At 61.0% G+C, this 18,605-nt stretch carries 23 protein-coding genes and 2 tRNA genes; 15 read left to right on the plus strand and 10 right to left on the minus strand.

Going from position 1 to position 18,605, the window contains the following annotated elements; all coding sequences use genetic code 11:
• Positions 1-78: 78 nt before the first annotated feature.
• From JJ889_RS04515 to JJ889_RS04525, 3 genes are read left to right on the plus strand one after another with little or no spacing between them, the layout of a single operon-like run.
• On the plus strand, positions 79-318 hold the full coding sequence (locus JJ889_RS04515; RefSeq protein ID WP_291891878.1) for a type II toxin-antitoxin system ParD family antitoxin: 240 nt from the start codon (positions 79-81) through the stop codon (positions 316-318).
• The gene (locus tag JJ889_RS04520) at positions 315-599 is read left to right on the plus strand and encodes a type II toxin-antitoxin system RelE/ParE family toxin (protein ID WP_291891881.1); all 285 of its coding nucleotides are present in this window, start codon (positions 315-317) and stop codon (positions 597-599) included. Before JJ889_RS04515 ends, JJ889_RS04520 begins: the two co-directional genes overlap by 4 nt.
• A gap of 2 nt (positions 600-601) precedes the next feature.
• A complete protein-coding gene (locus tag JJ889_RS04525; protein WP_291891884.1) occupies positions 602-1,135 on the plus strand; it encodes an SRPBCC domain-containing protein in 534 nt (177 codons plus the stop codon).
• Here the strand turns inward: JJ889_RS04525 and JJ889_RS04530 are convergent.
• From JJ889_RS04530 to JJ889_RS04545, 4 genes are all read right to left on the minus strand, one after another.
• Positions 1,132-2,031: a LysR family transcriptional regulator gene (locus JJ889_RS04530; protein WP_291891885.1), complete on the minus strand. Its 900-nt coding sequence runs from the start codon at positions 2,029-2,031 to the stop codon at positions 1,132-1,134. The genes JJ889_RS04525 and JJ889_RS04530 overlap by 4 nt on opposite strands.
• A gap of 70 nt (positions 2,032-2,101) precedes the next feature.
• Entirely contained in the window at positions 2,102-2,668 is a 567-nt protein-coding gene (locus JJ889_RS04535; RefSeq protein WP_291891887.1) for a demethoxyubiquinone hydroxylase family protein, read from the minus strand.
• A gap of 2 nt (positions 2,669-2,670) precedes the next feature.
• Positions 2,671-3,192 (minus strand): disulfide bond formation protein B, encoded by a 522-nt coding sequence (locus tag JJ889_RS04540; protein ID WP_291891890.1) that lies wholly within the window; start codon positions 3,190-3,192, stop codon positions 2,671-2,673.
• Positions 3,193-3,247: 55 nt separating this feature from the next.
• Positions 3,248-3,892 (minus strand): exopolysaccharide biosynthesis protein, encoded by a 645-nt coding sequence (locus JJ889_RS04545; protein WP_291891893.1) that lies wholly within the window; start codon positions 3,890-3,892, stop codon positions 3,248-3,250.
• A gap of 117 nt (positions 3,893-4,009) precedes the next feature.
• Between JJ889_RS04545 and JJ889_RS04550 the strand changes: the two genes are divergently transcribed.
• The 10 genes from JJ889_RS04550 to pgeF all read left to right on the plus strand — a co-directional run bounded on the left by JJ889_RS04550 (position 4,010) and on the right by pgeF (position 13,174).
• Positions 4,010-4,094: transfer RNA gene (locus tag JJ889_RS04550), tRNA-Leu, on the plus strand.
• Between the two features lie 740 nt (positions 4,095-4,834).
• Positions 4,835-5,725, plus strand: coding sequence for a DUF417 family protein (locus tag JJ889_RS04555; protein ID WP_291891896.1), 891 nt, complete (start codon positions 4,835-4,837; stop codon positions 5,723-5,725).
• A gap of 138 nt (positions 5,726-5,863) precedes the next feature.
• Positions 5,864-7,657: a long-chain-acyl-CoA synthetase gene (locus JJ889_RS04560; protein ID WP_291891899.1), complete on the plus strand. Its 1,794-nt coding sequence runs from the start codon at positions 5,864-5,866 to the stop codon at positions 7,655-7,657.
• Positions 7,654-8,235 (plus strand): DUF924 family protein, encoded by a 582-nt coding sequence (locus JJ889_RS04565; protein ID WP_291891903.1) that lies wholly within the window; start codon positions 7,654-7,656, stop codon positions 8,233-8,235. The genes JJ889_RS04560 and JJ889_RS04565 overlap by 4 nt, the downstream gene beginning before the upstream one ends.
• Before the next feature lie 55 nt (positions 8,236-8,290).
• A complete protein-coding gene (locus JJ889_RS04570) occupies positions 8,291-9,247 on the plus strand; it encodes a serine hydrolase (RefSeq protein WP_291891905.1) in 957 nt (318 codons plus the stop codon).
• Between the two features lie 147 nt (positions 9,248-9,394).
• Positions 9,395-9,517, plus strand: coding sequence for a hypothetical protein (locus JJ889_RS04575; RefSeq protein ID WP_291891908.1), 123 nt, complete (start codon positions 9,395-9,397; stop codon positions 9,515-9,517).
• A gap of 161 nt (positions 9,518-9,678) precedes the next feature.
• Positions 9,679-9,903 carry a hypothetical protein gene (locus JJ889_RS04580; RefSeq protein ID WP_291891910.1) on the plus strand — a complete coding sequence of 75 codons (225 nt, stop codon included), beginning with the start codon at positions 9,679-9,681 and terminating at the stop codon, positions 9,901-9,903.
• Between the two features lie 58 nt (positions 9,904-9,961).
• On the plus strand, positions 9,962-10,888 hold the full coding sequence (locus tag JJ889_RS04585; RefSeq protein ID WP_291891913.1) for an alpha/beta hydrolase: 927 nt from the start codon (positions 9,962-9,964) through the stop codon (positions 10,886-10,888).
• 38 nt (positions 10,889-10,926) lie between these two features.
• A complete protein-coding gene (locus JJ889_RS04590) occupies positions 10,927-12,357 on the plus strand; it encodes a protein adenylyltransferase SelO family protein (protein ID WP_291891916.1) in 1,431 nt (476 codons plus the stop codon).
• A 31-nt stretch (positions 12,358-12,388) separates the two neighbouring features.
• The gene (pgeF, locus tag JJ889_RS04595) at positions 12,389-13,174 is read left to right on the plus strand and encodes a peptidoglycan editing factor PgeF (RefSeq protein ID WP_291891918.1); all 786 of its coding nucleotides are present in this window, start codon (positions 12,389-12,391) and stop codon (positions 13,172-13,174) included.
• A gap of 3 nt (positions 13,175-13,177) precedes the next feature.
• Here pgeF and JJ889_RS04600 read toward each other — a convergent pair.
• Positions 13,178-13,254: transfer RNA gene (locus JJ889_RS04600), tRNA-Arg, on the minus strand.
• 176 nt (positions 13,255-13,430) lie between these two features.
• Here JJ889_RS04600 and JJ889_RS04605 point away from each other — a divergent pair.
• Positions 13,431-14,348 carry a hypothetical protein gene (locus tag JJ889_RS04605; RefSeq protein ID WP_291891921.1) on the plus strand — a complete coding sequence of 306 codons (918 nt, stop codon included), beginning with the start codon at positions 13,431-13,433 and terminating at the stop codon, positions 14,346-14,348.
• Between the two features lie 164 nt (positions 14,349-14,512).
• Here JJ889_RS04605 and JJ889_RS04610 read toward each other — a convergent pair whose 3' ends face one another.
• The gene (locus JJ889_RS04610) at positions 14,513-15,058 is read right to left on the minus strand and encodes a methyl-accepting chemotaxis protein (protein ID WP_291891924.1); all 546 of its coding nucleotides are present in this window, start codon (positions 15,056-15,058) and stop codon (positions 14,513-14,515) included.
• 151 nt (positions 15,059-15,209) lie between these two features.
• Between JJ889_RS04610 and JJ889_RS04615 the strand changes: the two genes are divergently transcribed.
• On the plus strand, positions 15,210-15,980 hold the full coding sequence (locus tag JJ889_RS04615; protein WP_291891927.1) for a thermonuclease family protein: 771 nt from the start codon (positions 15,210-15,212) through the stop codon (positions 15,978-15,980).
• Here JJ889_RS04615 and JJ889_RS04620 read toward each other — a convergent pair.
• The 4 genes from JJ889_RS04620 to JJ889_RS04635 form a co-directional block, all read right to left on the minus strand.
• Positions 15,977-16,885, minus strand: a complete 909-nt coding sequence (locus JJ889_RS04620) for an RNA polymerase factor sigma-32 (RefSeq protein WP_291891930.1) — start codon at positions 16,883-16,885, stop codon at positions 15,977-15,979. The two genes, JJ889_RS04615 and JJ889_RS04620, sit on opposite strands and share 4 nt — an antisense overlap.
• A gap of 134 nt (positions 16,886-17,019) precedes the next feature.
• Positions 17,020-17,538: a CarD family transcriptional regulator gene (locus tag JJ889_RS04625; protein WP_291891933.1), complete on the minus strand. Its 519-nt coding sequence runs from the start codon at positions 17,536-17,538 to the stop codon at positions 17,020-17,022.
• A gap of 215 nt (positions 17,539-17,753) precedes the next feature.
• Entirely contained in the window at positions 17,754-18,095 is a 342-nt protein-coding gene (gene fdxA, locus JJ889_RS04630) for a ferredoxin FdxA (protein WP_291891936.1), read from the minus strand.
• 62 nt (positions 18,096-18,157) lie between these two features.
• A complete protein-coding gene (locus tag JJ889_RS04635; RefSeq protein ID WP_291891939.1) occupies positions 18,158-18,604 on the minus strand; it encodes a TerB family tellurite resistance protein in 447 nt (148 codons plus the stop codon).
• Position 18,605: the final 1 nt, after the last annotated feature.

An 18,605-nucleotide genomic window follows, 5' to 3' on the forward strand; every position in this document is an offset into this window, starting at 1 on the left:
CGGTTTTTTTGGTCCGAATTCCCGACAAATTGACAATCCTTGCCAAAAACTACACGCTTCTCGCCAAGGAGCTCCGCCATGGCGACGATGAATATCTCTCTTCCGCAAGCGCTCAAGGACTGGGTTGAGGCCCAGGCCGATGCCGGGCTTTACGCCAATGCATCCGACTATGTGCGCGACCTGATCCGCCGCGATGTCGAGAAACGCGAGAAAACCGAAGCGCTGCGGGTGATGGTCCAGGAGGCCGAGCAGAGCGGGTTTCGGTCGATGAGCATCGAGGAAATCCAGGCGGAGCTGTGCGCACGCCGGGAGCGGTGAAGGTCGAAATCGCCGAAGCAGCGCTTGATGATCTGGAAGCGCTCTACCTTGATGGCGCGTTGAAGTTTGGAGCAGCGCGGGCCGAACGTTACCAGGTCGAACTCGTGGACAGTTTCCAGAAACTGATCGATTATCCGCGCTCAAGGCCGGAGCATCCGGCCATTGGTTGTGGTGTCAGGCTGTTGCGATTTCGCGCGCACATAATCCTGTACCGCATAGCAGGCGCCCGCATCGAAATCCTGCGCATTCGCCATGCCCATGAAGACTGGAAGGACCCGTAACCATGCTCACTGCCCTGCTGGTCCAGGATACTCCGGTCGTTCAGCCGTTCGAGGTCCAGGGTTTTCGCACGACCCAGACCATCACCATCGAGGCACCGCGTGATGAGGTCTGGGAGGCTGCGACCGGGGATGTATCGCCCTGGTGGGATCACACCTTCAAGGCTGACCGGGTGGAGCTGATCATCGAGCCGGAGTTTGGCGGGCGGTTCTATGAGCGTTTCCGTGATGGCGAGGATAGTGGCGCCCTGCATGCGGACATCATCTATGTCGATGCGCCGTCCGAGCTGCGCATGCATGGTCCGCTGGGGCTGTCGGGGCGGTCTTATGACTTGGTGATCGGCTGGACGCTGGAAGAGGCCGATGCCGAGACGACAAGTTTCACAGTCGACCTGTCCATGCATGGTGAGATCGATGCGGAACTGGCGGGCGTGGTGCATGGCGTGTGGACGCATTTCATTGCCGGCCGTCTGAAAACCTATCTCGAAGCCGACTGTCACCTGACGCCGGACGAGCCCTGCGCGGCTCTTGACGGCTAGGCCTTCAGCTCGCGTTCCAGAAACTCCACGAATGCCCGAACCTTGGGCGTGATATGCGCCCTGTGCGGGTAGACGGCCCAGAGCGGGATGGGGTCGCGCTCGTATTCCTCCAGCACCACTTCCAGCTCGCCGGAATGGATGTCCTCGCAGCAGAAGAAATCGGGCAGGCGCGCTGCAGCCTTTCCGGCCCGCACAAAATCCATCGACAGGGCACCGCTATTGCTCTTGACCAGCAGCGGTACGGTGACATCGACCACCCCGTCCTTGCCATCCGGAAAGGGCCAGCGATTGGGGAAGCGCACATTGGAATAGCCCGTACAGGGAATATCCGTCAGGTCGCGCGGGTGCGTCGGGCGGCCATGTCTGTCCCAGAAGGCCGGCGTGCCGACCACGACACCGCGAAACGCGCCCAGCTTGCGCGCAATGAGCGAACTGTCCGGCATTTCGCCAATGCGCAGGGCGAGGTCGAAACCCTCACCGATGACGTCGGAGCGCCGGTCATTGAGGTCGATGTCCAGCTGAACCTCCGGCGCCTGGTCGATGAATTTTGGCAGGATAGGATTGAGGAAGTGGAGCGCATAGCTCATCGGTGCGGCAATTTTCAGCGTACCGTGCGGCTGGTCGTGTGCTCCGGCAGCGGCGGCTTCGGCCTGGGTCGCCATGTCGACAATCTGTTCCGCCGTCTCGAAATAGGCGCGGCCTTCCTCGGTCAGCGTGATGGAGCGTGTCGTACGCTGCAGCAGGCGCATGCCCAGGCGTTCTTCCAGGCGGGTGACTTCCTTGGACACATGCGAGGCGGAGCGGCCCAGCGTTTCGGCGGCCGCGGAAAACCCGCCGCGCCTCACGACTTCCACGAAGACCGGAATCCCGTCGAGCAATTTGTCTTTCTGGTCCATGCACCTCTCCCTTGTTCGACCGGATAGGCCGAAGCGGGGCCGGGCTCAAGCCCTTGACGGGAAAGTCGGCTCAGATCTTTTCGGCGATCTTGATGACGGTGCGGCAGCCGGTCTTGATGAAGGCGGACAGCAGGGGATACCCCGCAGCGTCACGCGCCCCTTCCTCGACGGCGAGATCATGGTGCGCGATCTCTTCCTCGCGGAATTTCGTGAACAGGTCTGCCAGCTCGTCCTCGCCCATCGCGCGCAGTTCGGTGATCTGGCTGGCGTAATGCTGTTCGATGACGCTCTCGACGGCTTCGGTACAGGCATGTGCCGCGCGCTCGCCCATCAGGGCCGTGGCTGCGCCCAGGGCCTGGCCGGCGACATTCCAGATCGGCGCCAGCGCTGTTGGCCGGGCCTTGTGTTTGAAGATCAGATCATCAAACGCATCGAGATGGGCCTGTTCGTCCGCTTCCATCTCTTCAAGCTGGTTGGCGATGCGCGCCTTGTGCGGCAGCTTATCGAAAATCGCGCGCTGGCCGCGATAGATTGCGACTGCGCCATACTCGCCGGCATGATCCACGCGGATCATTTCCTGGATACGGTCCGGATTGCGGCGCTTGCCGGGCAGGGGGATGGCGCGTGTGTCGTTCATGATCAGGCCTGTTTCAGACCGCGATAGCCGACAAAGATCGATACGCCAGCCATCGCCAGGGAGATGATGGCATTGTAACCGGCCATCGAGATGCCGAACAGCGTCCAGCTGGCCTCGTCACACATCGGCACGATGGACCGGCCATTCAAGGCGTCCATGATGGAGCTGACATCGACCGTTCCGATCGCGCCGGTGGTACAGGAGGCGGGACCGGCCCACCAGTCGTATTCGATACCTGCATGCCAGCCGGCAAATCCGGCGGAATAAAGCAGGACGGCTGCGACGGCGTAAATCACATAGGGCGCAAACCGCGCCAGGCCCGGGCGCATGATCAGGCCGATGCCACTGGCAAGGCCCAGTGCAATCACCGCCATGTGGATATAGCGCTGGTCGTAACACAGGGCACACGGCAGATACTTGCCGATATACTCAAACCCCCACGCGCCAAGCAGCATGGCCAGGGAGAAACCGGCCATGATCAGAGGCCAGCGCGTCAGCGGGAATTGGGACAGAACAGGCGTCATGAAGGACATATTTGCGGACCTTTACTCTACTCGCACCGCGACAAGAGCGCGCACGTCAGGCCTCGGCCCGACCGAGCAGGCCGCGGATGAAGTCCTTGAGTACGTCGATAGCGGCGTCCCCGAAAAATAAAAAAAGCGTCATCAGGAGCGCAATCCATGCAAGGCCGAGCAGGAGCCCGCCCAGAACCAGCAGCCCGTCGCGGGTCAGCAGCCCCAGAGCTGCAATCGCCAGGGCGATGCCCGGCGTCGTATTGGTGGCCGGCAGCGGCACCAGGATCGATGCGCAGAACAGGATGAAGACGACGCCGACCAGGCGCTCTGCTGTGGGACCGGACAGCCAGGTCAGACGCGGCCGGGCCAGAGCTTCCAGCCAGCCAAACCATTTGCGCCCGCCTTGCGCCATACGCTCCAGCCCGGCCTTGTCCAGGCGGCGGGTCTTGAACTTGGATGGCAGCCACGGCTCTTCCCGTCCCAGCGCCATCTGCGCCGACAACGCCATCATCGGCAGGGCCATGACCTGCGGCACGCCATAGAGAAAGGGAATCGAGATCGGCAAAGCCATCGCGAACAGGATCACCCCGAACGCCCGCTCGCCCAGCGCATCAAAGAAATCACCCAATGTCATGCCCTTATCGGGAGCGGCGGTGGCAATGTCCTCAAGCGCGCTGATAAGGCCAAGTTTTTCCGATGTTTCGGTCAATCGTCCATCCTCGAGATCCGGGCTGACACTAGCTGCGTCCAAACGGTGCGTCGAGCGCATAGAGTCGTTGACTTTTCAGGGCCCAATCGGCAGCTTGCGCCTCCGCTCGTGAAGCGAGCCCCTGTGGCGGAATTGGTAGACGCGACGGATTCAAAATCCGTTTCCGCAAGGAGTGTCAGTTCGAGTCTGACCAGGGGCACCACTTTTTGATCTCACGCCAACTCGCTGCGCTCGTGGCTCCGATGGGGCGGCCTGACCGGCCGGCGCGCGGTCGCGCTTGCGACGCCATTGGCGTCGGGTGGAACGCGCTTTTCCTCCCCCTCCAGGGGGAGGTGTCCCGAAGGGGCGGAGGGGGAACACCAAAACCCCCACGATCTCGCGATCTGGAGTGAGAGGCATGCGGAAGGCCGGTTAAACCGGAATGTAGTCTAGAGCAGGGGTTAAGGGCCTCCCGCACACGGGTCTGCTGTCTGCCTTGTCCGAAATGACCTGATAGGTCGACAGACGCTCACCGCACATCCACGCCCGAAAAGACTGAGCTCTCGCCTCCCACGACATGGATCACGGAAGAGTATGCCTGAGGTTTGAGGGGTAGGGATATCTTCCCCGCAAGCGGGGAAGTGGGCTCGCCGTAGCCAAGGGCGAAGGTGAGGTCGAAGGGGGTGCGAACGCCAGTGAGCACTAAACCTCCGGGCTTCGCCCTCCGGCCCCTCCGTCCCTTCGGGACACCTCCCCGGTGGGGAGGATAAGGCCATCGGGCGCTGTTGTTTTCATCCTTTCCCTTGATGGGAAAGGTCCCTCCGTAGCCTTGGCGTAGGAGGGGGATAGGGTGCGGCCCGACAGGGCCCACTTAAAACCGCGCCTCATGGCGCGCACCTACTCCACAGCCGGGGCGAGCAGTGCTAGCGTCGTGCGCGTTGCGAGTCTGTCGGGGAGATGATCTTGCTTTCGATCACCAATGCGGTGCTGTTCGCGCGGGCGAGCCTGGCTGTTATCTTCCTGTGGATGGGGGCGATGAGTTTCACCGCCCAGGGCGATCTGGTCATGATGAACTGGATCTCGGGACACGTATTCCTGTCGGGGCTCCTGCCGCAGGCCGCGTCCGCCGCCAAGGCGATTGGTGTCTACCAGGTGATCATGGCGTGCTTGATTGGCGCGCCTCTGCCCAGTGGCAGTTTTCGTCGCATTGGTTTCATCATGCTGGGGATCTACAGCGCCCTGGCGCTGACCGTGTTCCTGACCAATCCGGTCTGGATCGAGGCGGCCGGCGGTTTCCCGGCCATCGGTTCGGGGCAGGGCATCCTGAAATATCTCGGTATTCTGGGGCTCGCGATGTGGGCGGGCAGTTTTGATCGCTCTCGCATGTTCTCAAGCCGTCACAGTGACCTTCGCCGCTGGAGCCGACCGGTGATGATGGGCGGCCTGACAATCGTGCTGTTCTGGATCGGGGCGATGAAATTCACCGCCGTCGAGGCGCGGGGCATCGAGCCATTGATCCAGACGAGCATCCTGTTTTCCTGGATGCTGAATTTCATGGAGATCCAGATTGTCTCCTACATTATCGGCGTGATCGAGATCCTGACCGTGCTTTTCCTGCTCGCGGCCAGCTTCAATCGCGGGCTCTATTCGATCGGTCTGATGATGGCGTCGGCAACATTTCTTATTACGCTGTCCTTCCTCATCAGTTTTCCGGGAAGCTGGTCTTCGGATCTGGGCGGATTCCCCTTCCTTAGCGGGTCAGGTATCTTTCTAATCAAGGACTTGGCCCTGCTCGCGATCTGCTTGGCGCTAGCGGCAGAATTTCGCGAGTATCGCTACGGTCGGCGGGCTTGACGCAATTTCCTTCGGAAATCTTTTGAAATGCGCATCACACTTGCCGTGTGTGCGGGCGCGTTTGCTTGACGCAAACCATGACCCACGTATCGTTTTTCCCAAGCAGAACGGATGAATCCGTCTATCGGGGAGTTGATAATGGGCCTGTTCACCGCGATCGGTCGTGAAGTTGAATACGTTTCCGGGATGCTGCGCGTCCTCAAACAGATCAAGAAGGTCGGGCCCGGCTCCGGTGTCCGCGTGCCGGATCACATCGAAAAGACGGTCGACAAGTTCGCCGATCGACCGATGGCGATCACCGATGAGGGCGAGATCAGCTATGCCGAGTTCGACGCCTATGCGAACCGCGTGGCCAACTGGGCGCTCGCGCAGGGGCTGAAGAAGGGCGAGACGGTTGCGCTTTTCATGCCCAATCGCTGGGAATACATCGCCATCTGGTTCGGTCTGTCCAAGGTCGGCGTCGTTACCTCCTTGCTTAACAACCAGCTGTCCGGGCAGTCGCTGGCTCATTGCCTGAATATCGGCGAAACCCGCCATGCCATCATTGCCGACGAGCTGGTGGGCGCCTATCGCTCGGCCTGCGAGGTCGCGGAGATCGAGGCCACGCCCTGGGTCGTCGACGGCGCCTACGACTGGTCCGGTGATTTCAATGCCGCCGTTGCGGAACAGTCCGGTGCGCGTATTCCCGCTGAGAAACGAAAGGATGTGAAAGCGTCAGACCCGGTCCTGAAAATGTTCACCTCGGGCACAACCGGCCTGCCCAAGGCAGCGCTGATGACGCACATCCGTGCGCTCTATTACCTCAACATTTTTGCCATCGCGTCCAAGGCCAAGCCGAGCGACCGGATGATGATGGTCCTGCCGCTCTATCACGCCACGGGCGGATTGTGCGGCGTGGGCTGTGCGCTGTCCTTTGGCGGTTCGGTGATCGTGCGTTCGAAATTCTCGGCCTCGAATTTCTGGCCGGATGTCCAGCGTCACAAGGCAACGCTGTTCATGTATGTCGGCGAACTCTGCCGCTTCCTGGTCAACTCCGATCCGGTCGCCGACGAGCAGGGCCATTCCCTGCGCTGTGCGATCGGTAATGGCATGCGCCGCGATGTCTGGGAGCAATTCCAGGCGCGCTTCGACCTGCCGGACATTATCGAATTCTACGGTTCCACCGAGGGCAATGTCGGCCTCGTCAATGCGATGAACCAGCCCGGCGCGATCGGGCGGGTTCCGAACTATCTCAAACACCGTTTCAATATCGATCTGGTCAAGTTCGACATGGACGAGGAGGTGCCGGTGCGTGGCGCGAACGGTCACTGCGTACGATGTGGTCCGGACGAGGTGGGCGAGGCCATCGGCAGGATCGATCCGAGCGATGCGCGTTTCCGTTTTGATGGATATGGATCCAAGGAAGACACCGAGAAGAAGATCCTCCGCAATGTGTACGAAGAGGGCGATGCCTGGTTCCGCACCGGCGATCTGATGACGCGTGACGCACTGGGATATTATTACTTCGTCGACCGTGTGGGCGACACCTTCCGCTGGAAGTCGGAAAATGTGGCAACCGGCGAGGTCGCCGAAGCGCTGAGTTTCGATGGGATCGAACAGGCCAATGTTTATGGCGTCGAGGTCGAGGGACATTCCGGCCGGGCCGGCATGGCCGCGCTGGTCGCCAAGGCCGGCCAGATCGATCTGGATGCCCTGCGCGAACATATCCACGACGCTCTGCCGACATTCGCCCGCCCGCTTTTCCTGCGCCTGCAGGAGCAGGGTGATACGACGGGCACGTTCAAGCTGCGCAAGGTGGATCTGGTCAAGGACGGGTTCGATCCGAAAAAGATCACCGATCCGCTCTATTTCGATCATCCGACGATCGGGAAATATGTGCGACTTACACAAGAGCTGTACGAGCAGATTGTGGGCGGTAAACTGCGCGTATGAGCGTGCTGAAACCGACCCCCGACGAGATTATCCATTTCTGGTTCAACGAAGCTGGGCCCAAGAAGTGGTACGCCACGTCCCCGGCCTTTGACGCCACCGTACGCCGACGGTTTGCGCGCACGGTGGATGAACATGCCAAGCAGATGAGGGCGGGCAATCACCCCTGGCTTGGCGGTCCGGACAGTGCGTTTGCGCTGGTTCTGCTGTTCGACCAGTTTCCGCGCAATATCTGGCGCGGCTCTGGTCGGGCCTTCTCCTACGACACCATGGCCCGTTTTGTGGTGCTGGACATGATGGACCGCGGATTTGACTGGGCCATCGATGAGAGCCGACGTGATTTTGTCTATATGCCCTTCATGCATGGCGAGCATATCGACTTCCAGAACCTGTGTGTCGACCTTGCCCGGGACCGCCTTGAAGGCGAAGGCACGCTGACCCACGCCATCAAACACCGTGAGGTGATCGAGCGGTTCGGCCGTTTCCCCTATCGCAACGAGGCGCTGGGGCGGAAAAGCACGCCGGAAGAGATCGAGTACCTTCAGACCGGTGGTTATGCGCCCGGCCGGAAAAAGTCCTGATCGCAACATTCTGTCTGCGATTTAACTCGGACCCGCCAGGCGTTTCGCCCATCCTGTGATCAAAGCAGGGGGCTGTTGGAAACATCTGATTTTTGGACTTTGCCTGTCGGCAAGCAGTCTGGGCCTGTCGGCGAGCGGTCTGGCGATGAATGCCGAGGCCCAGGATCTCGGCGCGATTGAACAGGCGATCTCGGCCGTGCTGGCCGAGTATGGCGCATCGGAACATCCAACCACCTATGTCGGTGCCAGCGTGGCGCTGCGCCTGTCGGACGATCGCACAATCACGGTTGTTGCGGGTGATGCGGACCGCGAGGCCGACATCGAGATGCGTACCGATCACCGCCTGCTGGGTGGTTCGATGGGCAAGACCTTTGTGGCTGCCGCACTGATGGCGCTGGTCGAGGACGGGCGTGTGGCGCTGGATGAGCGCGCGGCGCAGTATCTGGGTGGCCAGGACTGGTTTGATCCGCTGCCCAACGCCGTCGAGGTGACGCTGGGACAATTGCTCAATCATTCCTCCGGCATTCCGATCGACTATTTCGAGACCGAGCCGATCCGCGAGGCGCTGCGCCTGTCCGCGGTTGAAAACCGCGATTTCGCCGATCAGGGACTGACGCACCAGGACCTGCTGCGCCCACTGGGCGGGCTGGAGCCGCTGTTCGAGCCGGGCGAGGCTTTCCACTATTCCGACGCCAATTACACGATCATCGCTTTCGTGGTGGAACATATCAGCGGCCAGACACTGGAAGCCTTTGTGGACGAGCGTTTCATCCAACCGCTGGGCCTTACCGAAACCGAGCGCCAGCGCCGGGAAATGCCGCGCCTGACCGCGGCGTACATGCATCAGCGTTTCCAGCAAACATTCCCGGGTGTGCCCACCAAAGCCGGAGAGTATGAGCGGCTGACCTATGATCCGGCATTTGAGTGGGGAGGTGGAGGCTGGGTCTTTACCGCCAGCGACCTCGCACGCTGGGGTGACGCCTGGTTCTCGGGCGAGGCCCTGTCAGACTAATATCTCGATATTCTGCGTGCCTCGCTCAATCACCATGGAGCGGCGGATAATGACTGGTCCTATGGCATTGGCCTGCAATGGCAGGAAACCGGGGACGGGCTGGAGCGCTGGTATCATGGCGGTTACGATCCGGGCTCTATCGGCAAGGTGGAATACCGTCCCGCCGATGATGTGACCCTGGCCATCATGTTCAACACGGTCGACATCCGTTACGAGCGCATTGGCGACGCGATCTGGAACGCGGTGCTGCCGCTGCTCGAGAGCGACTAGGCCGAAACGACTCGGCAAATCTATCCGGTGGCAGAATTCTCCGAGGCGAGGTTTCTGTCGCCTGGGTTAATTTCTGATATAAAACAACTGTTTATGTTTGTCATGCGTCTGGCCCCGGCCTTGCTCCTGAAAGACCAAATCGTTTTCACTCGGAGCCGGACATGACCCCGCACGTAGCCATCACCGCCCAGGACATGCATCAGATCGCCTGGACCCTCGTCGACCTGCATGGTGCCCAGGCCATAGGCTATGCCGATGATGCCGTCATGGAGCTGGACGAGAAGGGCAGTCCGGAAAGCGCCGATGCCTGGCGCGCCCTGCGTTCGGTGATGGAAGATGCCCTGGCCGGTCGGCTTGGTCGCGAAGAGACCATTACGGTTCACTAGTTTCGCCTGAGACCGTTTGACCGCTTGCCAGTTGTGGCGGGCGTGATACGGCTGGCGCATGGAAACGAAAAACTGGCCCGAGGCCCTCACCAGATTCGGTATCGAAGATCCGCTTGAACCAGCCAAGGCCGCGCCGCGCATGCGCAAATCCCTGCGCCAGGCCGCGCCCTTCCTGGATGCGGCAGCACCGCCACTGCAGTCCGTTCAGGACTTCACCATAACCGGTCCGGCTGGCGCGATCCCGGCGCGCCTCTATATCCCGCAAGGCTCTGAGACGCCCGCCCCGCTCTGTTTCTTCACGCATGGTGGCGGGTATGTGATCGGCGATCTGGAGACGCATGACCGCCTTTGTGCCCGCATGGCTGCCAAGAGTGGCGTGCGAGTTGTCGCGATTGATTACCGGCTCGCACCCGAACACATGTTCCCCGCCGGGGTCGAGGATGCGCTGGCGGCGTTCGACTGGCTGGTGAGCGCTGAAGGTCTTGAGCGCACCGGCGCGGACCCGACACGCATCGCTGTTGCCGGTGACAGTGCGGGCGGTGGTCTGGCGGCCATGTTGGGCCAGCAGCGTCGCGACCAGATCCGCTTCCAGCTGCTGATCTATCCGTTGATGCAGCTGATCGAGCGGCGCAAGCCGAAACTCAAGGCGTTGGAGGGACACATCCTGTCTGTCTACACGCTGGAGCAGATTGTTCGCGCCTACCTGCCGGACGAAAAGGCGGCCCATGATACGCGCGTCTCGCCGCTGCTGGAAAACGACCTGACCGGCCTTCCGCCGACTTTTATCGCCGCCGCGGAACTGGACCCGCTCTATGATGAGGGCACGGCCTATCGGGATCGGTTGGCGGCGGCCGGTATTCCGGTTGAATACGTGCTCGGCAAGGCCATGCCGCATGGGTATTTCAACATGACCGCCGTCCTGCCCGGTGCCAAGGATCTGGTGAATCGCGTCTCTGCTGCGCTGGGTGACGGATTGCGCGGATAGGCATTGCCTCCGGCCGCCGAAACACCTAGCTCAGGACCATGAGCGAAACTGTCGAATACAAAGCCGATCCGCAATTTGTGACCTTGGGCCCGGACTTTTCCGACCCGGTCGCGCCCGCCGCCTTTCCGCAAGCCACCGAGCGCTACTGGAACGCCGACTGGGCGGCCGAGCTGGGGCTGGAGGGGTTAAGCGCCGAGGAGCGGATGAAACATTTCCAGCGTTTCGAGCCGCTGGCGGACAACCAGCCCGAACCGCTGGCCATGCGCTATCACGGCCATCAATTCCGCAGCTATAATCCCGAACTGGGTGACGGGCGGGGTTTTCTCTTTGCCCAGTTACGCGATCGTGAAAACCGCTTGCTGGACCTTGCCACCAAGGGGTCCGGCCAGACACCCTGGTCACGCAGCGGCGATGGCCGCCTGACCCTGAAAGGGGCGGTGCGGGAAATCCTGGCGGCCAACATGCTTGAAGCCCTGGGGGTCTATACATCCAAACCCTTTGCCGTCTTCGAGACGGGGGAGGCGCTTGAGCGCAATGACGAGCCGTCGCCGACACGCTCGGCCGTGCTGACCCGGCTGGGGCATTCGCACATGCGGTTCGGAACGTTCCAGCGCCACGCTTTCGAGAACTCCCCGGCTCGGATCGGCCAGCTGATCGAGCATTGCCTGGAGCTTTATTATCCCGATATAGAGGCGGGCGAGGATCCGTCCTCGGCCCTGCTGAAGGCGGTGATCGAGGCCAATGCGAAACTCGTCGCCAGCTGGATGGCGGCGGGGTTTGTGCACGGCGTGCTCAATACCGACAATCTCAACGTCACCGGTGAGAGTTTCGACTACGGTCCCTGGCGTTTCCTGCCCTATTACGAGCCGGGGTTCACAGCGGCCTATTTCGACCAGACCGGGCTTTATGCCTATGGTCGTCAGCCAGAAGCGGTGTTCTGGGCGCTGCAACAGTTTGCCGGCGCTCTTGCCGTGGCGGGGGACCAGAAACAGCTGCTGGCCGATCTCAATACTTTCCCCGCCGTCTATCGTGTTGCGCTGCTGGACGCTTTCATGGCCCGTTTCGGCGTGAAAAGCGCCGGGCGCGATGAGGACGAAAAACTGGTGCGCGCCTTCCTGGCTTTCATGCAGGACAGTCTTTTGCCGTGGGAACAGGTGATGTTCGACCATTTCTGCGGCGAGGCGAGTTTTGCCCGCGCTCATGCCCGTGGTTACAAGGGCGATCTCTACAAGGTCTTCCGGGACATGTTGTTCGAACGCGAACCCGTCCTGCCGGCCCGGCTCAAACACGCGATCTTCAAGCAGGACAAACCGGTCAGCATGGTCATCGACGAGGTGGAGCGCGTCTGGGATGCGATCGCCGACGAGGACGACTGGGCGCCGTTGAATGCGCTGCTGGGCGATGTCCGTGCAATTGGTGAGGGCTATGGCCTGGGTGTTGAGCGCGTGGGTTTTATCCAACCGGCTTGACGCTGATCACGGGCACTGGAAGTGTGCAGACATGAGCGAATTATCCCTTGTCCGCTGTGACTTGCTGGACGCCGATGCCATCGCGCACGGTTTCACCACCCGCCCGGGCGGGCTCAGCGAAGGCCTCTATGCCAGCCTCAACATCACCCGGTCCCGCGGGGACAGTCCGGAACATGTGGCGGAAAACCGTGAACGTGTCCGCCGGGCGCTCGGCCTGGACTATCTCGCCTTTGCCACCCAGGTGCATGGCCGCGCTGTAGCCGTGATCGAGGCGGCTCCGCTGGGGGAGCAACCGGTCGGGGAGGCCGATGCGCTGGTGACCAACCGACCCGGCATCGGCCTGGTCTGCCAGACCGCGGATTGTACGCCCATCCTGCTGTTTGACGAGCAGAACGGTGCTGTCGCAGCCATTCATTCCGGCTGGCGTGGCACGGTCCAGAATATTGTCGAGGCGACCCTGAGCCGGATGGCTGACCTCTACGGCACTCGCCCGCAGGCCTTGCGGGCTGCCATTGGCCCATCGATCTCACCCGCCAATTACCGCGTTGGCCCCGAAGTCGTGACCGAGTTCGAGGCCTTTCCCGGCGATCTTGGTATTCTCTCTCCACGTGATGCGGACGGTGGGGCCCAGCTGGACGTTGCGGCTGCCTGCCATCACCAACTGCTTGAGCAGGGTGTACCCAACAACCAGATCTGGCGATCGGAGCTGTGTACCTATGCCGAGGAAGCGCGACTCTTCTCGGCCAGGCGCTCTCATCACCAGGGCCAGAGCGGCGTATTCGGTGGCCAGGGCGGCGTGATCGGTTTGCGCGGTTAGAGCTGGCGACCCCGACAGGATTCGAACCTGTGACCTACAGATTAGGAATCTGTTGCTCTATCCTGCTGAGCTACGGGGCCGTATCGTCGTTTTGGGCGAGATGGCCTGGCGGGGCAAGACCCCAAACGACATTCCCGCGTCGGAATGCGCACGCCGTAGTCCCTGGCACACGAAGTTGTGTTTCCGCCTTCAGTGATTTCACGCGTCAAACGCGATATCCGGACAAGAGCAGGACGCACACCCAGGGAGGGGAAAGATGAAAGCGATTGGATATGTCAGCGCCATGGCGCTTTTGCTGGCCGGCTGTGGCGGTGGCGATGAAACCGCGTCGGTTCCGGCCGATGACATGATGCCTTCGGGCGAGACGACCGAGGCTGGCGAGGCCAGCGGGGCAATGACTGAGGAGATGGACGCGGCAGCTGCACTGGCGGCGGTGATCGACCACGAGCGCCGGGACGAGCGCCGCGCGCGTGATGAATGGCGTCACCCCGTGGAGACGCTGAGCTTCTTCGGTGTCGAGCCGTCCATGACCGTGATCGAAGCCCTGCCGGGCAATGGTGGCTGGTATTCCCAGATCCTGACCCCGCTGCTGGCGGAGGAGGGGCGCCTGATCGGGGTGACGTATCCCGACAGTTTGTGGAGCCGCATGTTCCCGGAGTGGAGCGCGGACAATTATGAGCGCTTTGGCGCCGATATCACCCAGATGGGCCGCTATATGAGCGTTGAGGGGGTCGAGCCCCGGCAGGTGACGCTGGGATATGCGTTCGATGATATCCCGGATGCGGAAAACGGCCAGGTCGATGCCGTGCTGTTCTTCCGCGCCTTGCATCACCTTTTCCGTTTCGAGGAGCCAATGATCGACACCGCCCTCGCAGAGGTTTTCGACGCGCTGGCCCCCGACGGTGTTGTCGGGGTGGTTCAGCACCGCGCACCGGAAGGCGCGGAGGCGAGCTTCGCGACCGGCGATAATGGCTATCTCAAGCAAAGTGATGTTGTGGCCGCGTTCGAGCGGGCCGGTTTCGTGCTGGAAGCCAGCAGCGAGATTAATGCCAACCCCAATGATCCGGCTGACAGTTATGTCTGGCGCCTGCCGCCGACGACCACGAATAATCCGGACACGATGGCGATCGGTGAATCCGATCGCATGACCCTGCGCTTCCGCAAGCCGGAATAGGTTCGGCCCGGCACTCAGCCCATCAAACAAGGCGGCGCGCCAGGATCTGGCGCGCCGTTTTTCTTTTTAACGGCCGACCGGTCGGGCAAACCCTGCCAATGCTCACGACAAACAAAAAACGGCCCGCCGAGGCGAGCCGTTTGAAACCGGAATGTGCCAGTTGATCAGCGAACGCGTTCGCGCAGGCTGTCGAGCTGGTGGGCGACTTCCTGGGTCGCAGCGGTCATCTGGTCAACGGCTTCCTTGCCGCGCGCCACGGAAACGCCGGAACCGCGTACGCCGTCGAGGATCTCCTTGACTTCATTGTCCAGGGCCGAGATGCGGCTGGCGATGTCCTCGGTCGCCTTGGCGGTCTGACCGGCCAGGGCCTTAACCTCACCGGCAACGACTGCGAAACCGCGACCGGCTTCACCGGCGCGCGCGGCCTCGATCGTGGCGTTCAGGGCCAGGAGATTGGTCTGGCTGGCGATCGCCTCGATGGTGGACAGAATGGCGTTGATGCGCTGGGAGGCGTCCGTCAGGGCCTCTACACGGCGCTCGAGAACCTGGGAGCTCTCCTCGACCTGGTTCATCGCGTCGAACGCGACCTGTGCAGCCTCTGCGCCCTGGGAGGCACGCGCTGCCGTTTCACCAACCGCCTCGGCAATCGCGTGCATGTCGGTGTTGTCTGCGGAAGTTTCCGGGTTGTCGTCGTAAGCGAAGGCGTTCATGGGGCGCGTCCTGATTGGTGAGTCGCGAAAAGATTCGCCGTAAGGATTCGCCGAAAGGTTAAAAGGAAAAGTTAACTGAATTCATTTTTTGTGACGGGCGTCACGGTTAAATACACGTTTTGGTGGTATATTGGTGGCGATGGAGAGAGCCATGACACCGATTATCAAGCCTGCCCTGTTTGTGTTCTGTCTTGTTGTTGCCGCGTGTGGTCAGGCGGGGGCGCGTGATGCGCAGCTCACCCCGGGCCGGATTGTCGAGATTTCTGGTCCGTTGAGTCTTCGCCTCGCAATCGGGGAAGAGGCAGTCGAGATCCGGCTGGCCTCGCTGGTGAGCCCGGTGCCGGAACGCACCCAGGCCTTTCTGACCGATTTGCTGTCCTCGCCTCAGGTGGATGTCGAATTTCTCAATGAGACCACGGATCGTTACCAGCGAAGGCTGGGCACAATCTGGCTGGAGGCGGGCGGAGAGCGTACGGACCTGCACACGCTTTTGTTGGCGGAGGGCCTGGCCTGGCTTTACCCCTATCCTGACGCCATTGATCACCTGCCGGCCTGGCGCCTGGCTGAAGAGGTGGGCCGAACCAGCGGTGCGGGGATCTGGGGGGAGCCAGAATTCCGGGTGCGTGATGTTGATCCGGACATGCTGATGCAGGATGTCGGAACGATTCAGATCGTTGCAGGGCGGGTGACAGACGCGGCCGTGCTGGGCAATGGCCGGGTCTATCTCAATTTTGGCAGCAACTACCGGACCGACTTTACCATTCGCATTGATGCGGAGCTGGCCGCAGCGTTTACGGCACGCTGGGGCGACCTCGCCGCCTTGGAGCAAAGGCGTATCCGTGTACGCGGCGTCATTCGAGACGAAAATGGCCCAATGATCATTCCTCCCAATCCTGACCGGATGGAAGTTCTCGAGGACTAGGTCGAAGGAATAAGGCCCGCCGCTTCCGGATCGCCGACCGCACTGGTCAGTGCATTCTTGAGTTTGTTCAGGGCCACATTTTCGATCTGGCGAACACGCTCCTTGGAGATGCCCAGTGTCTTGCCCAGGGCTTCCAGCGTGGAACCTTCCTCGCTCAGGCGGCGTTCTTCAATGATGAATCGTTCGCGATCATTCAGTGTGCCAATGGCATCGCGCAGCCAACCGGTTCGGCGTTCGCTGTCACGGCTCTGCATGACTTCCTCGTCCGGTGTGGCGCGCTCATCGGGCAACAGGTCTTGCCACTGGCCCACATCGTCCTCGCCGACGGGCGCATTGAGGGAGCGATCATTGGCAGCCAGGCGATTGGCCATCGCATCCACATCCTGCTGGCGCACGCCAAGCTGGTCAGCGATCCAGGTCTTGTGCTCCGGTGTGAGGGTATTGCTGTCCAGCGCACCAATCTGCGCCTTGAGGCGCCGCAGGTTGAAGAAGAGTGATTTCTGGGCCGAGGTCGTACCGGTCCGGACGATTGACCAGTTGCGCAGGACATAATCCTGGATGCAGGAGCGGATCCACCAGCTGACATAGGTCGAAAAGCGTACATCGCGATCCGGGTCGAAGCGTTCTACCGCTTTCATCAGCCCGATATTGCCTTCCTGGATCAGGTCGGCATAGGGCAGGCCATAACGCCGATACTTAGCCGCCAGGGCGATGACCAGGCGCATGTGTGCCTGGGTCAGCCGATGCATGGCACGTTCATCGCGATTCTCGATCCAGCGTCGGGCGAGGTCGAGTTCCTCCTCCCGGGACAACAGATCATGTTTCATCGCGGTCTTGATGAAACGCTGCTGGCTCAACTCGGGTGAGCTGGAGGCGGAGGTGCGGGGAGAAGACGAAACGGCCATGACACAATCCTTTCACCAAGACATACGTTGCCGGCGTTAGGCTGGATCACTTCAGGACTTCGATTTCAGCAGCAGGAGCAGAAACGAAAAACGCCCGGCAGGGCCGGGCGTTCTCGAAACACATATGTGAAGCCTCAGGCGGCTTTTTTCAGCAGCGACTCGGACAGTTTTTCGCGGGCTGCGTCGTGCTCGATATTCTCGACCGCAGCGAGCTCGCGAACCATGCGGTCCAGGGCACTCTCATAGAGCTGGCGTTCGGAGTAGGATTGCTCCGGCTGGTCCTCAGCACGATGCAGGTCGCGCACGACTTCTGCAATCATGATCAGGTCACCGGAATTGATCTTGGCTTCATACTCCTGAGCGCGGCGGCTCCACATGGTACGCTTGACGCGGGCCTTGCCCTTCAGCGTCTTCATGGCGTCCTTGACGATCTTGTCGCTGGACAGCGGGCGCATGCCCGAAGCGTCCGCCTTGGCGGTCGGAACGCGCAGCGTCATTTTGTCTTGTTCGAAGGTGACGACATAAACCTCGATGTCGAAACCTGCGACGGTATCTTTCTCCACGCCTGTGACCTGGCCGACGCCATGAGCCGGGTACACGATGAAATCACCTTGTTTGAATGATTTGTTGTCGTTGGCGGTTTTCTTCGTCATTGATGCTCTCTCTCCGGGCCTTTTCGGGGCGACGACAAGACGACACTAAGCGTTCATCAAGAGCTGGCTTGGCCGGGGCTCCAGAACGGCAATTTCAGTGCACAGGTCACCACGTAGAAAAGGGGGCCGTGCCACCCGCACAGCCCATCAATGTGTCATGTATAACACATTAACCGGAAAATTTCAAACTGGATCGATTTCCCGAAGGAAACAGGCTAGTTTCCTTCGCCCGGCTTTTCCGAGAAGTATTTCTCGAACTTGCCGTTCTCCTCAGCCATCGCATCTGCATCAGCCGGCGGATCCTTGCGCAGCGTGATGTTTGGCCAGATCTCCGCGAACTTGGAGTTCACCGCGAGCCACTTGCCGTCCTTGTCATCTTCCGTGTCCGGCTTGATCGCCTCGACCGGACATTCCGGTTCGCACACGCCACAATCGATACATTCATCCGGATGAATGACGAGGAAATTCTCGCCCTCGTAGAAACAATCGACGGGGCAAACCTCGACACAGTCGGTGTATTTGCAGCGGACGCAGGCGTCAGTGACGATATAGGTCATGGTCGGCGGACTTCAGTGGGAATAACAATGCGGGCGCGACATGGGACGTCGCGGACGCTTTGTCAACGGGCGCGTGCTTTGGCTTCTGCACGTGAGCGCGCAAAAACCCGCTCGCGATCATCGATTCCCAGCAGCGGTGCGATACGGCGCACAAACGCGTCCTCGAAGGGAGATTTCTCGCCGTCGGCCAGCGCGACCATCCACAATTCCTCGATCAGGGCCACACGTTCCTGTTCGCTCAGGCAGGTCTTCACGACCTTGGTGAAACGGTGATGGTCGACCGCCGTTTCGGCCAGTTCCTCGGCCTTGTCCAAAATGGCCTTGGCCTCATCACCCTGCAACTTGAAGGCGGCGCCGAGCGTGTCCAGGATCTGTTCCTGTTCGCAATCGGCATAAATGCCATCGGCCAGGGCCGCCTCGACCAGCAGGGCTGTTGCCGCCACATGGGGGTTGATTTCAGGATTGCTGGTCGTCGCCTTGGCGCCGAAGATTTTTTTCAGAAAGCTCATA

The organism is Maricaulis sp. (assembly GCF_017643475.1).
GTDB lineage: Bacteria > Pseudomonadota > Alphaproteobacteria > Caulobacterales > Maricaulaceae > Maricaulis.